This window comes from Haematobacter missouriensis, from assembly GCF_000740775.1.
Taxonomy (GTDB): domain Bacteria; phylum Pseudomonadota; class Alphaproteobacteria; order Rhodobacterales; family Rhodobacteraceae; genus Haematobacter; species Haematobacter missouriensis.
Genome location: NZ_JFGS01000002.1, coordinates 22,755 through 38,071, shown reverse-complemented (window position 1 = coordinate 38,071; position 15,317 = coordinate 22,755). Strand labels below are relative to the sequence as shown.

The following is a 15,317-nucleotide window of genomic DNA, read 5'->3' as shown; positions in this document are numbered from 1 at the left end:
CGTTGCGCCGAAGCGCAAAAGGAAAGGCCGTCCCGATCGGAACGGCCCTTTTTCATTTCGGCGCAGGCTTTTCGGCCCAGGCACTCAGCCGACGATTTCAAGGCCGGAGAAATAGAAGGCGATTTCTTCGGCAGCCGTTTCCGGCGCATCCGACCCGTGCACCGAGTTCTCGCCAACCGACAGGGCGAAGTCCTTGCGGATGGTGCCATCGGCTGCATTGGCGGGGTTGGTTGCGCCCATCACTTCGCGGTTCTTGGCAATCGCGCCTTCGCCTTCCAGCACCTGCACGACCACCGGACCGGAGGCCATGAAGCTCACCAGTTCGCCGTAGAAGGGACGGTCCTTATGGACCTCGTAGAATTTGCCGGCCTGGGCTTCGGAGAGCCAGAGGCGCTTCTGCGCGACGATCCGCAGGCCCGCTTCTTCGAAGCGCGCATTGATCTTGCCGGTCAGGTTCCGGGCGGTTGCGTCGGGCTTGATGATCGAAAGAGTCCGTTCGATAGCCATGTCACATATCCTCTTGCCGGCGGCACCGACAGGGCGCCCCAGATTGCCGCGTCCTGCTAGCACGGGATGTCCGCGATGGGAAGCCGCGCGTCTTCCACCTGCCGGATGAATCGCCACCTGCTGCAGCGCGGCACGGACCCTGTACCGCCCCGCAGCCCTGTATTTCACGGCGCCGGATTGACAAGCTTGCGCGCAGAGGACATGCCCATCCGATGCTCAGGATCACCGACATCAGCTACAGCGTGGAGGGCAGACCGCTCTTCGAACATGCCTCGGCCACGATTCCGACCGGTCACAAGGTGGGCCTTGTCGGACGAAACGGCGCGGGCAAGACGACCCTTTTCCGGCTGATCCGGGGGGAATTGTCGCTGGAGGGCGGTGAGATCGCGCTGCCCAGCCGCGCGCGGATCGGCGGCGTGGCGCAGGAAGTGCCGTCCTCCAACGTATCGCTGATCGACACGGTGCTTTCCGCCGATACCGAACGCGCGGAGCTGATGGCGGAGGCGGAGACCGCTACCGATGCCGCGCGGATCGCGGAGATCCACACCCGGCTCATCGACATCGACGCCTGGTCGGCGGAGGGACGCGCCTCCTCCATCCTCAAGGGTCTCGGCTTCGATGCGGAGGCGCAGCTTCGGCCCTGCTCGGATTTCTCCGGCGGCTGGCGGATGCGCGTGGCTCTGGCGGGCGTGCTGTTTTCGCAGCCGGATCTGCTGCTGCTCGACGAGCCGACGAACTATCTCGACCTTGAAGGGGCGCTGTGGCTGGAGGATTACCTCCGCCGCTATCCCCATACGGTCATCATCATCTCCCACGACAGGGAGCTGCTCAACCGGTCCGTGCAGGGCATCCTCCATCTCGACAACCGTAAGCTCACCTATTGGCAGGGCAACTACGATCAGTTCGCGCGGCAAAGGGCGGAGCAGCGGGCGCTTCAGGCGGCGGAGGCCAAGAAGCAGGAACTCCGGCGCGCCCATCTGCAAGGTTTCGTGGACCGGTTCCGCGCCAAGGCCAGCAAGGCACGGCAGGCGCAGAGCCGGCTGAAACAGCTCTCCCGGATGGAGCCGATAACCGCGCCGGAGGAAGCGAAGGCCCATGTCTTCACCTTCCCTGTGCCGGAGGAACTCTCCCCCCCCATCGTCGCGCTGGACAAGGTTTCGGTCGGCTATGACGGGCGTGCGGTGCTGAAGAAACTGGACCTTCGCATCGATCAGGACGATCGGATCGCATTGCTTGGTCGGAATGGTGAGGGGAAATCGACGCTTTCCAAGCTGCTGGCGGGAAAGCTCGCGCCGCTGGAAGGGCGGATGACAGTGTCGAACAGGCTCCGTGTCGGCTACTTTGCGCAGCACCAGGTGGATGAGCTGTATCTGGACGAGACGCCCCTACAGCATGTCCAGCGGCTCCGTCCTGCAGAAGGGCAGCCCCGGCTCCGGGCGCGGCTTGCGGGCTTTGGCCTGGGTGCGGATCAGGCAGATACCGTCGTTGCCCGGCTGTCCGGGGGGCAGAAGGCGCGGCTCAGCCTGCTGCTCGCCACCATTGACGCGCCGCATCTGCTGATCCTCGATGAGCCGACGAACCATCTGGACATCGAAAGCAGGGAAGCGCTTGTCGTCGCGCTGACAGAATATTCGGGCGCAGTGGTACTGGTCAGCCATGACATGCACCTGCTCAGCCTCGTGGCCGACCGGCTGTGGCTGGTCAAGGACGGGGACGTGACGCCGTTCGAAGAGGATCTGGACGATTACCGCCGGATGCTGCTTTCCGATGACACGCGGGAGGAGCGGGCGGAGAAGAAGGCGCGTCCCAAACGTGACGAGGTCCAGACGCTTCGCCAAGAGGTTCGCAAATCCGAGGAGCGCATCGAAAAGCTGACGGAAATGCGCAAGAAACTCGATGCGATTCTGGCCGATCCCGCGCTATATGCTCCCGAGCGTGTCGCGGATGCCCGGAAATGGCAGGCCAAGAGCCTTGAGGTGGCGGAGGGCCTGCAACGCGCAGAGGCTCTCTGGCTGAAAGCCTTGGAGCGGCTGGAGGCAGCAGAAGGCTGAGGGTCTCAACGGGCGGGAACCTTGAACGTGGGGGACCGCAAAAGCTGGGGGAGCGGGTAGATGACCCTGACGGCGATCATTTCGGCCTTCGTCACGCTGTTCGTCATCATCGACCCCATCGGACTTGTCGCTCCATTCATCACGCTCACCGCCGGAATGGATGCCCAGGAGCGTCAGCAGATCGCCTTGCGCGCCAGCATCACGGCCATTCTTCTTCTTGCAGCCTTCGGTTTGCTGGGGGAGCCTCTCCTTTCCGCCATCGGAATCTCGATGCCGGCGTTCCGCATCTCCGGGGGATTGCTGCTGTTTCTTACCGCGCTCGACATGCTGTTCGAGCGGCGGACGGAACGGCGTGTGCGCAATGCCGATGAGCCGACGCCCGATCCGTCGGTATTCCCTCTCGCCATCCCGCTAATCGCCGGGCCGGGCGCGCTGACGACCATGATCCTGCTGATGGGCGAGTCGGGCACCGGCATACTGGGCATGGCCATCATCCTTCTGCTGATGGTGGCCGTGGTGGCGATCGTCTATCTGCTGTGCGTGGCCTCCGGCTGGATCGCGCTGCGTCTCGGCCCGACGGGGATCATGGTCACAACGCGGCTGTTCGGGATGCTGCTCGCGGCGCTTTCGGTGCAGTTCGTGATTGACGGCATTCGCCAGATGGGGCTGCTGACGGGACCATAGGTCGCAGGGGCTGGTCGCCGCCGTGGCGGGGTTTATGTCACATTCCGGCAACGGAGGAGCAGGGTTGAGCGGAAACGACGCCGGACAGTTCATCTATCTCATGCTGCTTCTCGCCGCCGTGGGCGGAAGCTTCCTTCTGCGCCGCCGCGGGGAAGGGATGACACTCCTGCGCCACGCGGCGCTCTGGGGGCTGATTTTCTTCGGTGTGCTGGCGGTCATTGGGCTGTGGGGCGATATCCGCTCCACCGTCATGCCGCGCCAGCAGGTGATGGAGGACGGCTCCCGCATAGAGGTGCCGCGCGGGCGGGATGGCCATTTCCATCTGACACTGGAGGTCGATGGCACGCCGGTTTCCTTCATCGTGGATACCGGTGCGTCTAACGTGGTTCTCTCACGGGAGGATGCCCGCGCCATCGGTCTGGATCCGGATGAACTCCCCTATTTCGGGCAGGCCATGACGGCAAACGGCCTCGTGCGGACAGCCCGCGTCCGGTTGGAGGAGGTGCGCCTCGGCCCCCATGCGGAGCGTAACGTCATCGCATGGGTGAGCGAGGGCGAGATGCCCGGATCACTGCTCGGGATGGACTACCTCCGCCGCTTCGAGCGGCTGGAGATCGCCGGCGACCGCATGATCCTCACGCGGTGACAGGAGGGGACGCCGGGGAGGTGGGGGACGCTGGGGCGGCCGCATCGAAGATGCCATGCGCGGTCTTGTCCCAGTAGAACGGGCGCGACGCCAGTTCGTAGATTGCCTTTGCCGCCGCGAGCGTCGCCAGCGGGTGATAGAAATGCAGCGTCGGGACGAAGGGCAGCAAAAACCGGCGTCCCGGCACGGCAACCGCGAGCATCCCGCAGACCATGTTCAGCAGCTCCGCCCCGAAGAACAGCGTGAGCAGCGCTGTCGATCCCGCAGGCGGCAGCATCCCCGACAGGGGATGACCAAGGCCAAGTGCGAGCGCCCAGAAGCTCCACAGCACGGGCGCCAGAAGGGGCTGGGCCACCGCGCCCGCAAAGATCAGCTGCATCCCCCAGAACCCCCGCCAACCCAGGTCGCGGCGAAGTTTGCCCGGATCGCGCATATAAACGCCCATGTGATCGCGTGGCCCTTGATCCAGCGAGAGCGCTGCCGGACCCAGGGGAGCGCGCGGCAGTTCGCCTCCTCCTCCGTCACGGTCGGAAGAACCTCCGTCCGATAGCCGTGGCGGCTGAGGCGGATCCCAAGATCGGCATCCTCGGTCACGTTGTGGGCATCCCAGCGGTCAAGCGCCTCCAGCGCATCGCGCCGCATGAACAATGTCGTGCCCCCGAGCGGGATAGGCAGGCCAAGGCGCTGCAATCCCGGTAGGATAACCCGAAACCAGCTTGCGTATTCCACGGTAAAGCAGCGCGAGAGCCAGTTCGTCCTTGCGTTGTAGTAGTCGAGCACGCCCTGCAGGCAGGCGACGTCCGGTGGGGCTTCGTAAAATCGCCGCACGATCTGATTGATCTGGTCGGGATGGGGCGCGTCCTCTGCATCATACACACCGACAATAGACCCGCGGGCGAAATCGAGGGCGAAATTCATCGCGCGCGGTTTGGTCCTGAGTGGTCCGTCGGGAACCGTGACAATCCGCATCCAGGGCGGCAGATCAGCTTCGGCCAGTGCCTTTCGCGTCTGGCCGTCCCGTTCCTCGAGGACCAGAATGACATCAAGCAGCTCCCGCGGGTAGTCGATCCGCCCGAGCCGTGCCAGCAGGCGCGGTGCGATATCCTCCTCTCGGAACATGGGCACGAGCAGGGAGACGACGGGGAGCCGCATCAGCGGAACCGCAATGTCGGAGGCGACGGCAGGCCGGCGCTCGGCCAGCAGAGACGGCAGCCGCGCCACCAGAGCCGCCAGACGGAGGGTGGTGCTTGCTGCCAGCACAAGCAGCGCGATGGTGGCCAGAATGCCCATCACGAGCCGGGGGGACATTGCGAGCAGCAGTATCATGATGATCGCGAGACCGAAGCCGATCCGGGCCAGACGCTGTGGCCGCCAGTTTCGGCAGCTCTCTCCCTCGCCCACGGTGGATTCGGCCTGATCGCGCAGCTCTTCCCGCGCGGATCGTAGCACGGCTTCCTCGATCGCCGGAGCAGAGGCGAGGGCGAGAGCGACCGGGCCGTAGAGCGTCACCAACTCTTCCCGCCGCCTGTGAAAGCGGTCCGGCCGCGAGGACAGCACGATGGTCACGCCGCCTGCGCGCCGCCAGGGAAGCAGACCTTCCCGCAGACAGCGCGCGGCGCCGAAGGTATTGATCAGCCGTGCGTCCGGGTATTCCGCCAGCGGATCGACGACCCGCGCGTTCGATTGATCTGCAAAGGCTGCAAGAAGAGTAGCCTCCGACACGAGGCCCCGCGCCAGCAGGATATCGGGAAGCTCACCCTCCTGCCGCGCGAGCACCGCTTGCGCCCGAAAGAGGTCGGGCGGCAGGAGCGCGCCCTTGCCGACCAGCAAGGCGCCGATTTCGGGCCGACCCTGTTGCAGCGCCGGTTGAGGACGTGAGCGGATGACCCGAAGCGGCGAGACGGACATGCTGACCCCCTGTAACAGGGATCAACTTCCGTCAATCAACCTTAACGCGAAGTTAACGGAATCCGATCAACTCGACTTTTTGTCGCGGATCGCTGCGGTGAAACGGTCGAACAGGTAGTAGCTGTCCTGCGGACCGGGGCTGGCTTCCGGGTGATACTGGACGGAAAAGACCGGGCGGTTCTTCATGCGGATGCCGCAATTGGAACCGTCGAACAGGCTGACATGCGTTTCGATCACCCCCGCAGGCAGCGTCTGGCTGTCCACGGTGAAGCCATGGTTCATGGAAGTGATCTCCACCTTGCCGGTCTCCAGATCCTTCACCGGATGGTTCGCGCCGTGGTGGCCGTGGTTCATCTTGACCGTCCGCGCGCCAAGCGCCAGCGCCAGCATCTGATGCCCGAGGCAGATGCCGAAAATCGGCAGGTCACGTTCCAGCACGGCCTGAATCATCGGGACGGCATAGACACCGGTCGCCGCGGGATCGCCGGGACCGTTGGACAGAAACACGCCATCGGGGTTCAGCGCCAGCACATCCTCAGCCGTCGCCGTGGCGGGCAGAACCGTCACATCGCAGCCCGCAGAGGCAAGGCAGCGCAGGATGTTCCGCTTTGCGCCATAGTCGATGGCCACCACCTTGGTCCCCGGCCCGTCGCGACGCGTATAGCCTTCGGGCCAGGCCCAGAGCTTTTCGTCCCAGCGATAGCTTTGGGCGCAGGTGACATCCTTGGCCAGATCGAGCCCCACAAGGCCCTTCCAGCCCCGCGCCTTGGCGACCAGCGCCGCCACGTCGAAATTGCCATCGGGATCATGGGCCAGCGCGACATGGGGCGCCCCCTGCTGGCGGATGGCGCGGGTCAGGCGGCGGGTGTCGATCCCGCCGATGCCGATCCGCCCCTTGCGGCGGAGCCAATCCGTAAGCTCCCCCGTCGCGCGCCAGGAGGAAGGTTCGGTAGGATCCCATTTCACCACCATGCCGGCGGCAACGGGTTCGGCGGTTTCGTCATCATCGGCGTTTACGCCGACATTGCCGATATGGGGAAAGGTGAAGGTCACGACCTGTCCGGCGTAGGACGGATCGGTCATGATCTCCTGATAGCCGGTCATCGCCGTGTTGAAGACAAGCTCCGCCACCGTCTCGCCGGTCGCGCCGAAGCCTCGCCCGTAGAACACCGTGCCGTCGGACAGGGCAAGGCATGCGGTCGGGCGGCTCTGGGGGGACAGACCGGTCATGAGACGACTCCTTCGGAAAATCTGCGGGAAACTAGGCAAACCTCTCGGCAGGGTCAAGGCGATCACGCCCGTTGTTTCCGCGCGGGTGCGAGTATATCTGAAACCTTTCGCGAACAGCCACGGGTAACAGCCATGCAGCTCCGAGATCTGATCTCCCAGCACCTCAAGGATGCGATGAAGAACCGCGACGCCGCCCGGCTCTCCGCGCTCCGGCTCATCAACGCTGCGATCAAGGACAGGGACATCGCGCTCCGCGGGGAGGGTAACGAACAGGGCGCGGCGGATGCCGATATTCTCGCCATCCTGGGGCGTATGGTGAAGCAGCGCCAGGAAAGCGCGCGAGCCTACGAGGAAGGTGGCCGGCTGGAACTGGCGGAAAAGGAACGGGCCGAGATCAAGGTGATCGAGGAATTCCTGCCCCGGCAACTGGGTCCGGAAGAGGTCGAGAAGGCGATCGCCGATACGATCGCGGACCTCGGCGCGACATCGGTGCGCGACATGGGCCGCGTCATGGCCGCGCTGAAGGCGAAATATACCGGCCAGATGGATTTTACTACCGTCGGTCCGAAGGTGAAGGAACGGCTGGGTTAAGGCCTTTTCGCTGGGAACAACGCCGGCACGCTGGCGTTTTTCGAGGTACCCCAGCGGTGGAGACAATCATGCCAGCCAAGTCAAAAGCGCAGCAGAAGGCGGCGGGGGCGGCCCTCGCTGCCAAGCGTGGTGAAGAGCCGGTGTCCAGCCTCAAGGGCGCGTCGCGCGAGATGTACGACGACATGAGCGAGGCGCAACTGGAAGAATTCGCCGCCACCAAGCGCAAGGGACTCCCGGAACATAAAGACTCAGACCCATAAGGACTGAGAGTAGAAGGACTGGGTATCAGGCGCGGCGGAACAGGTCGGTCAGTTCGGGCCAAAGGGAGAGGCGCTCCTCCTCCGACAGAAAGGCGCCTATCTCTATCTCCCGTCCGGCGCCTGACAGGGTGAGATAGTTGGAAACCGGCCCTTCCCGTCGGTGCAGGCCCACCCGCACCCAGTGCGGATTGGCGTGCCATTCAGAATGTGCCCGCCGTGGTCCGTCACGCAGCACATCGACCCTGTCGGGCCAGAGGGTCAGCCTTTCGAGAATCTCACCATCCCGATAGCTGCGGCTCAAAGCGAACCAGAGGCCCCAGAGCGCTGCCAGCACGAAGGGCAGCAGCCCCCACAGCACAGGCGATCCCAATACCTCGATCAGCGGCAGGGACAGAAGTACGGCCATACCCCCTATCACCCAAACGAAGCCCCGGCGTGGCAGCGAGCGGTAGGGCCAGAGGTGTAATTCCGCCAAAGGCTCGGAACCGCCCGAAGGCAAAGGAGCCCCGGACTTCTCCGAGGCTCCTTCCGGTCGTTTGACCCATTCATACGGCATCGGTCTGCGCGATCAATGAGCGTGTGACTTGTCCCAGTCGGACTGTTTCGGCAGCGTCTCGAACGTATGCTCCGGCGGCGGGGAGGGCAGGGTCCACTCCAGCGTATCGGCATATTCGTTCCAGTAGTTGTTCTCCGTTACGCGCTGCCCACGGGTCAGCGTGTAGAACACCACGCCGATGAAGAACACGAAGGAGAAGAACGACAGGAAGGCGCCAAGAGAGGAAACGAGGTTCCACGTCGCGAAAGCCTCCGGATAGTCGATGTACCGGCGCGGCATCCCCTGACGGCCGAGGAAGTGCTGCGGGAAGAAGGTGAGGTTCGCGCCAACGAACATCATCCAGAAGTGCAGCTTGCCCGCCCATTCGGGATATTGCCGGCCCGACATCTTCCCGATCCAGTAATAGACCCCTGCGAAGATGGCGAACACCGCGCCCAGTGACATCACGTAGTGGAAGTGCGCCACCACGTAATAGGTGTCGTGATAGGAGCGGTCGAGCGGCGCCTGGCTGAGCACGAGGCCGGTCACGCCGCCCACGGTGAACAGGAACAGAAAGCCGAACGCCCAGAGCATCGGCGTCTTGAATTCGATGGACCCGCCCCACATCGTGGCAATCCACGAAAAGACCTTCACCCCCGTCGGCACCGCGATGACCATGGTTGCGAGCATGAAGTAGGACTGCTGCGCAAGGCTCATCCCCACGGTGTACATGTGGTGTGCCCAGACGACGAAGCCCAGCACCCCGATGGCTACCATCGCATAGACCATCGGCAGGTAGCCGAAGATCGGCTTGCGCGAGAAGGTGGCGATGACATGGGAGATGATGCCGAAGCCCGGCAGAATGATGATATACACTTCCGGGTGACCGAAGAACCACAGGATGTGTTGATAAAGGATCGGGTCGCCGCCGCCCGACGGGTCGAAGAAGGTGGTGCCGAAGTTCCGGTCGGTCAGCAGCATGGTGATCGCACCGGCCAGAACCGGCAGCGCGAGCAGAATCAGCCAGGCGGTCACGAACACCGACCAGGCGAAGAGGGGCACCTTGTGCAGGGTCATGCCAGGCGCGCGCATGTTCAGGAAGGTGGTGATGATGTTGATCGCGCCCAGGATCGACGACGCCCCCGACACGTGCACCGCAAAGATCGCGAGGTCGGTCGAGTAACCCGTCTCATGCGTGGAGAGGGGCGGATAGAGCACCCAGCCGATACCCGATCCCATCTGGTCGTTGCCGCCGGGAGCGAAGAGCGAGGCCACGCCGAGCGCTGTCCCGGCCACGAACAGCCAGTAGCTGAGGTTGTTCAGGCGCGGAAACGCCATGTCCGGCGCGCCGATGTGCAGCGGCATGAAGTAGTTGCCGAAGCCGCCGAACAGCGCGGGAATCACGACGAAGAACATCATGAGCACGCCGTGATAGGTGATCATCACGTTCCACAGGTGGCCGTTCGGCGTACAGGCTTCCGAAGAGGGAATGAGGCGTGCGCCTTCTAGACACATGTACTGTACGCCCGGATGCATCAGCTCCAGCCGCATATAGACAGTGAACAGGACGGAGATCAGCCCGACGGCACCTGCCGTGAACAGGTAGAGAATCCCGATGTCCTTGTGGTTCGTTGACATGAACCAGCGGGTGAAGAACCCCCGCTTGTCGTGCCCTTCGTGGCCATGGATGGCTGCGTCGGCCATGCTGCCGCCTCCCGTATCTTGATGGGGCGACGCCCGGGTGCATTCCTCCCGCGCCGCTCTCTGCATGCGGTTGTAAAGCGCGCAGGCGAGGGGGGCAATCGTCCTGATCACAACACGGTGTGGAAATGTTGCCCCTGTGCGTCGGACTTTAGTCTGGTTGCGGGCTGGAGAGGGAGGCCAGATAGGCGATGATGTCCTCTGCTCCCCGCGTCAAGCGGAATGCCATCTTGGAGCGCACCCCGTCGTCGCCGGTGTAGGCCTTCAGAAACGCCGTGGGGTCGGCCAGGAACTGCGTCAGACCCTCCGCGTCCCAGACGAGGCCCGTCTCATGTGCCTTCCGCAGGGCTGGAGAATAGTTGAACGCCAGTCCCGCGCCGCGCCCGACGACCCCGTAAAGATCGGGTCCGGTCTTGCCACCCCGCACGATCGCGGTTCCGTCCGGCGCGGTGATGGAGTGGCAGGCGCGACATTTGACGAAAGCCTTCGCTCCGGCCTCTGCGTCGCCGTCCGCATGGGAGGGAGATGCCAGTGCGAGCAGGCTTGCCAAGGCAAGTCCGCTGGCGTCGCAGGGGAATCGGCGCATGGCTGGCTCCTTGTCAGTGGCTCGTGTCGATTATGGAGTGCAGATGGCGCTTGCGGGGTGATCGCCAAAGGCTTTCTCCCATGTGCGCGCCAGCGCCGCGTCTACATCGCCCATTGTCACCGGCAGGCCCAGATCGACGAGGCTGGTCACGCCGTGCTCGCGGATGCCGCAGGGAACGATGCCGGAAAAGTGCTCCAGCTCTGGCTCGACGTTGATCGAGATGCCGTGGAACGTCACCCAGCGGCGTACGCGCACGCCGATCGCGGCGATCTTGTCCTCCCGCGGGGAGCCATCGGGATTCGGGGCCTTCTCCGGTCTCACCACCCAGACGCCGACACGTCCCGCGCGCCGCTCGCCCTTCACGCCGAACTCCGCCAGCGTCGCGATCACCCAGTCTTCCAGGCGGCAGACGAAGCGGCGCACGTCACGCCCGCGACGGTTGAGGTCCAGCATGACATAGGCCACGCGCTGCCCCGGCCCGTGGTAAGTGTATTGTCCGCCCCGGCGGGCTTCATAGACGGGAAAGCGGTCGGGATCTGTGAGATCCTCGCGCCGGGCGGATGTTCCCGCAGTATAGAGAGGTGGATGCTCGAGCAGCCAGACAGCCTCGTCAGCGGTGCCCGCACTGATGGCGGCGACGCGCCGCTCCATCGTCTCCAAGGCGTCGGGATAGGCGATCCGGTTGTCTGATATGATCCACTCGGTCATCGTGCTGAACTCCGCGAGGTGAGGGCGTCCGGCGGCAGGTCATCGGGGATGCCCTGGCGGCGCTGCTCCGCACCGCCGGATAGACAGGAACCGCGCCGGGATTGCAACCACCGTTGCCTGTTTCCACGCCTCCCGCAGGTCGTCAGCAGTGGAGGGCGGATGGCGCACGATGGGATTCGGAAAGGCGCCCGGAAAAAGTTGCAGATTCCCCCTTTCCTTTCTCAAACCCTTTCGCTATCACCCGCCGCACCAAGCCAAGGCAGTGCGGTCGTGGCGGAATTGGTAGACGCGCAGCGTTGAGGTCGCTGTGGGGTAACTCCCGTGGAAGTTCGAGTCTTCTCGACCGCACCATTTAAGCCCGGACGCAGATGCGTCAGGGACCAGGCTGGCCCGGTAGCTCAGTGGTAGAGCGTTCCGTTCACATCGGAAATGTCAGGAGTTCAAATCTCTTCCGGGCCACCATCCCCCTCGGGGCTTGGTGATCTTCTAAACATTTCGATTTTCCGGTGATGGCATCAGGTGGCGAGGCGATCTGAACTCGTGAAACTGACACTTGGTAATACAATCGCCACACCACCTGATGCACGTATAGGTATAAGAGATTTTACATCCTCGCGCGACCTGTCTTTTTGGACAGGTCCGTCTCCCAACACGGTGAGATCACGGAATTTTTTATCGACTAATTCGGTTTTTCCACCAATCCGCCCCTTATCTTCATAAAATTCTTCCCAATGGACGGAGCATGGTCGAAGGGAGAGTTCTTGGCTCTTGCTATTTCGCCGTGATTTCGGCATGCAGCCACTAACGGCCCCGTAGCTCAGCTGGATAGAGCAACCGCCTTCAATTGGAGTGCGCGCCGGGAAACTGGCGCTGCAGAACCTGTCAAATTCGGGGAAACCTCTGCCTTGCGGCGTGGCAATCCCGAGCCAAGCCCCATTGTGGGGAAGGTGTAGAGACTGGACGGCAGGCACCCGCCCCGCCTACCGCGGAAGGGTGAAGGGACAGTCCAGACCACGAAGGGCCTCCGGCCTGCGGCGAAAGCCGAAGTGGTAGGCTAAGCGGTTGGTCGCAGGTTCGAATCCTGCCGGGGTCGCCAGTCTCCTCTAAGATGCCGACGCAGCGTCACAATTCTGACTGTTTCCGGTCCGGGTTTTCGAATCCTGTTCCCTGACGGTTCCAAGGAGTGGCGCCCTGCGGTCGCCGAGCATCGCCACGCCCCGGCGCATGCTTCGCGGCGGCTTCTGCCGCAGTCCGGTGCACCGTTTCCCGGCTTCGATGAACGCACTCCTCTGCGCCTTTTTCACGCCCTGTGCGCTCTTGCCTCAATGATATCGGCCCTTGCCACGGCACAGGGGAACCGGGAGCTGAAAGCAAGCTCCGTGACAAGCCATGTCATGTGATCCCCGCCTCGGAGGTCGCCGCTTTCGAGATCTTCATGTTGCTCTTCAACCCCTCTGCAAACGCTGGCAGCGGCCGGCCGCCTGGCCTACGCATCCACGTTCGGAGGCGAAGGACGCGACCGATTGCCGTCCCGGATGAAAGACAGATGAAAGCCCTTGGCGCGCAGGCAAAGACGACCGCTCAGGATGTTCAGCGGAACGTTGCTGTCCCCTGCGCGAAGCACCGGGGAAGCCTGCCTCTCTGCAAGCGGGCTATCCTACCGAGCAGGCGCGTCGGGACGGGAGTCTCCGCGCCAGGGCGCATGTAACTGCTTCTGGGTAAGGGGGCGCGGCAGCCTCCGGGGAGGAGGAGAGGAGGCTGCCGCTGTATGACGATCAAGCCAGGGAGGAGGAGAGGCCGATCGCATTCCGTCCGGTCTGTCCCGACCGGGAGGGGGATGCGGCGGCTCCAGGGGAGGAGGAAGGAGCCGCCGCTCTCGCCTGCGATACGACCCAGGGAGGAGGAGGGGTCGCAGCGCATCTGTTCCGGCATGCTCCGCCGGAGGGAGGTGACAGCGGCCCGGGGAGGGAGGAGGACCGCTGCCTATTCACGACAATCCAGGGAGGAGGAGGGATTGTCGCAAAGTCTGGAACCCGAAGGCCCCGTATTCCGGCGACGGCACTGGGAGGAGGAGTGTGCCGTCACCTTTCCGATCGCCAAGGGAGGAGGGAGCGATCGAAATCCGTTTTACTTGCCGTAAACCGCTTCGCGGGCCACGGAGTAGATCGACGAGCGGCTGAGCTGCAGATCGGCAAGCTCACGGTCGCTCAGTTCCCGCAGTTCGGCAACGGTTTGCCGATACAGGCGGCGCTGCGCCCAGGCTTCGCGGACACGGGCAACGAAATCGCTCAGACCCGAAGCATTCTGGGCCGCCCCATGGGTATGGTTCAGGTAGGCCATTGTAAGTCCATTCTCTTGTGATCGGGCACAGCGGGCTTTTTCTCTCGTCCTGCGCCTTCGGGGATGAACATACGCTTATGCTGCGACTGCACAATGGGGGGGAGCGGCAATCCGGCCATGCAGAAGATGCATAACCCATGCTGACCTATTTTTCGCGCCGAATTTCCCAGTAAAACTGGCCTTCTGATCCGGGATGGTGTTCAGTCTGCCACGAATTGCCCCGAAGGGGTGGCGAAAATGTCGCAGTTACGGGGGTTGCGGTTTCGCAACCTCGGCGCTGCAGGAAAGGGAAAAGATGTCGTTGTCGCGTGAATCCGTTCTTGCTGCTCTCTCCGGCGTTCCTGTGCCGGGGGGTGGCACCCTGGTGAGCCGCGATCTCGTGCGAGCGCTGACGCTGGAGGGAGCTACGGTCCGTTTCGTGATCGAGGCGGCCGATGCGGAAATGGCGCGGGGGCTGGAGCCCGCGCGGCAGGCGGCCGAGGCGGCGGTGCGGGGTCTCGAGGGGGTGGAAAAGGTTTCCGCGGTGCTCACCGCGCCCGCCTCTGCCGCCGGCTCCGCCCCGCCAATGCCCAAGATCGGGCGGCACCCCACGCCGCAGGCCGGACCGCAACCGGTACGCGGAGTGGACCGTATTCTCGCGATCGCCTCTGGCAAGGGCGGAGTGGGCAAGTCCACCGTGTCTTCCAATCTCGCCGTCGCTCTGGCGCGCCAGGGTCGGCGCGTCGGCCTGCTGGACGCGGATATCTACGGGCCCTCTCAGCCACGGATGATGGGGGTCAACCGTCGCCCCGCCTCGCCCGATGGGCAGACGATCATCCCGCTCACGGCCCACGGAGTCACCATCATGTCCATCGGCTTCATGCTCAGAGAGGATGAGGCGGTGGTCTGGCGCGGGCCGATGCTGATGGGTGCCCTGCAGCAGATGCTGGGACAGGTGGCCTGGGGTGAGCTTGATGTCCTCATCGTGGACCTGCCGCCAGGAACGGGGGATGTTCAGCTTACGCTCTGCCAGAAAGCCAACATCACCGGGGCGCTGGTCGTCTCCACTCCACAGGATGTAGCGCTGCTGGATGCGCGCAAGGCCATCGACATGTTCCGCAAGCTGAACACGCCCGTGCTGGGTCTCATCGAGAACATGTCGAGCTTCTTCTGCCCCAACTGTGGCCACGAATCTCATATCTTCGGTCATGGGGGCGTACGGGCTGAGGCGGAGCGGCTGGCTCTGCCGTTTCTGGGGGAACTCCCTCTCAGTCTCGATGTGCGCGTGGCGGGAGATTCGGGCACACCGATCGCCGCAGGCGACTCGCCCGAGGCCCAGGCCTATGCCCATTTGGCGGAACGGCTCGTCGCGGGTGGAATGGCCTGAAATCTCTGAAAAATACTGGAACGATTCGCGGCTAGCGCAGTTTTGAGATGCGCCAAGCCTCGTCTGGAAGTGAGCCAGAACATGGTGAGCGGGCGATGCTTTGCGGCATCACTCCTCACAAACAGCCCACGGATCCGCGAGGATCGCGGCCGACACCCCAAACTCCTCCCCATGCTAGTTCTGGCGCAATTGCGCCGGGGCGGC

The 15,317-nt window shown here is 63.8% G+C and carries 15 protein-coding genes and 2 tRNA genes; 8 read left to right on the top strand and 9 right to left on the bottom strand.

Annotated elements, in window-relative coordinates; all coding sequences use genetic code 11:
* Positions 1–84: 84 nt before the first annotated feature.
* Positions 85–507 (bottom strand): nucleoside-diphosphate kinase, encoded by a 423-nt coding sequence (gene ndk, locus CG51_RS02400; protein WP_035708607.1) that lies wholly within the window; start codon positions 505–507, stop codon positions 85–87.
* A 212-nt stretch (positions 508–719) separates the two neighbouring features.
* Here ndk and CG51_RS02395 point away from each other — a divergent pair, with 212 nt between their 5' ends.
* The 3 genes from CG51_RS02395 to CG51_RS02385 all read left to right on the top strand — a co-directional run bounded on the left by CG51_RS02395 (position 720) and on the right by CG51_RS02385 (position 3,888).
* On the top strand, positions 720–2,558 hold the full coding sequence (locus tag CG51_RS02395) for an ABC-F family ATP-binding cassette domain-containing protein (protein ID WP_035741468.1): 1,839 nt from the start codon (positions 720–722) through the stop codon (positions 2,556–2,558).
* A gap of 60 nt (positions 2,559–2,618) precedes the next feature.
* Positions 2,619–3,242 (top strand): MarC family protein, encoded by a 624-nt coding sequence (locus CG51_RS02390; RefSeq protein ID WP_035741467.1) that lies wholly within the window; start codon positions 2,619–2,621, stop codon positions 3,240–3,242.
* A 64-nt stretch (positions 3,243–3,306) separates the two neighbouring features.
* Positions 3,307–3,888, top strand: coding sequence for a retropepsin-like aspartic protease family protein (locus tag CG51_RS02385; protein WP_035741465.1), 582 nt, complete (start codon positions 3,307–3,309; stop codon positions 3,886–3,888).
* Here the strand turns inward: CG51_RS02385 and CG51_RS20660 are convergent.
* From CG51_RS20660 to carA, 3 genes are all read right to left on the bottom strand, one after another.
* The gene (locus tag CG51_RS20660) at positions 3,878–4,267 is read right to left on the bottom strand and encodes a glycosyltransferase family protein (RefSeq protein ID WP_233141165.1); all 390 of its coding nucleotides are present in this window, start codon (positions 4,265–4,267) and stop codon (positions 3,878–3,880) included. The two genes, CG51_RS02385 and CG51_RS20660, sit on opposite strands and share 11 nt — an antisense overlap.
* On the bottom strand, positions 4,258–5,796 hold the full coding sequence (locus CG51_RS02380; protein WP_233141164.1) for a glycosyltransferase: 1,539 nt from the start codon (positions 5,794–5,796) through the stop codon (positions 4,258–4,260). Before CG51_RS02380 ends, CG51_RS20660 begins: the two co-directional genes overlap by 10 nt.
* A 66-nt stretch (positions 5,797–5,862) precedes the next feature.
* Complete coding sequence (carA, locus tag CG51_RS02375; RefSeq protein WP_035741464.1) at positions 5,863–7,026, bottom strand: glutamine-hydrolyzing carbamoyl-phosphate synthase small subunit; 1,164 nt, start codon at positions 7,024–7,026, stop codon at positions 5,863–5,865.
* A 132-nt stretch (positions 7,027–7,158) separates the two neighbouring features.
* Between carA and CG51_RS02370 the strand changes: the two genes are divergently transcribed.
* Positions 7,159–7,617 (top strand): GatB/YqeY domain-containing protein, encoded by a 459-nt coding sequence (locus CG51_RS02370; RefSeq protein WP_035741462.1) that lies wholly within the window; start codon positions 7,159–7,161, stop codon positions 7,615–7,617.
* A 68-nt stretch (positions 7,618–7,685) separates the two neighbouring features.
* Positions 7,686–7,877 carry a DUF3008 family protein gene (locus CG51_RS02365; protein ID WP_035741460.1) on the top strand — a complete coding sequence of 64 codons (192 nt, stop codon included), beginning with the start codon at positions 7,686–7,688 and terminating at the stop codon, positions 7,875–7,877.
* 25 nt (positions 7,878–7,902) lie between these two features.
* Here CG51_RS02365 and CG51_RS02360 read toward each other — a convergent pair whose 3' ends face one another.
* The 4 genes from CG51_RS02360 to lipB all read right to left on the bottom strand — a co-directional run bounded on the left by CG51_RS02360 (position 7,903) and on the right by lipB (position 11,407).
* Entirely contained in the window at positions 7,903–8,433 is a 531-nt protein-coding gene (locus tag CG51_RS02360; protein ID WP_035741459.1) for a DUF2244 domain-containing protein, read from the bottom strand.
* A 12-nt stretch (positions 8,434–8,445) separates the two neighbouring features.
* A complete protein-coding gene (ctaD, locus tag CG51_RS02355) occupies positions 8,446–10,116 on the bottom strand; it encodes a cytochrome c oxidase subunit I (protein ID WP_035741457.1) in 1,671 nt (556 codons plus the stop codon).
* 148 nt (positions 10,117–10,264) lie between these two features.
* The gene (locus CG51_RS02350; protein WP_035741455.1) at positions 10,265–10,699 is read right to left on the bottom strand and encodes a c-type cytochrome; all 435 of its coding nucleotides are present in this window, start codon (positions 10,697–10,699) and stop codon (positions 10,265–10,267) included.
* Positions 10,700–10,729: 30 nt separating this feature from the next.
* The gene (gene lipB, locus CG51_RS02345) at positions 10,730–11,407 is read right to left on the bottom strand and encodes a lipoyl(octanoyl) transferase LipB (RefSeq protein WP_051929992.1); all 678 of its coding nucleotides are present in this window, start codon (positions 11,405–11,407) and stop codon (positions 10,730–10,732) included.
* Positions 11,408–11,671: 264 nt separating this feature from the next.
* Here lipB and CG51_RS02340 point away from each other — a divergent pair.
* Positions 11,672–11,758: transfer RNA gene (locus CG51_RS02340), tRNA-Leu, on the top strand.
* 36 nt (positions 11,759–11,794) lie between these two features.
* Positions 11,795–11,869, top strand: a tRNA-Val gene (locus CG51_RS02335).
* Positions 11,870–13,534: 1,665 nt separating this feature from the next.
* On the opposite strand, the gene CG51_RS02330 is transcribed toward CG51_RS02335, so the two are convergent.
* On the bottom strand, positions 13,535–13,747 hold the full coding sequence (locus CG51_RS02330; RefSeq protein ID WP_035741453.1) for a DUF1127 domain-containing protein: 213 nt from the start codon (positions 13,745–13,747) through the stop codon (positions 13,535–13,537).
* A gap of 295 nt (positions 13,748–14,042) precedes the next feature.
* Here CG51_RS02330 and CG51_RS02325 point away from each other — a divergent pair, with 295 nt between their 5' ends.
* Positions 14,043–15,113: an Mrp/NBP35 family ATP-binding protein gene (locus CG51_RS02325; RefSeq protein ID WP_035741450.1), complete on the top strand. Its 1,071-nt coding sequence runs from the start codon at positions 14,043–14,045 to the stop codon at positions 15,111–15,113.
* The last annotated feature ends 204 nt before the right edge of the window (positions 15,114–15,317 follow it).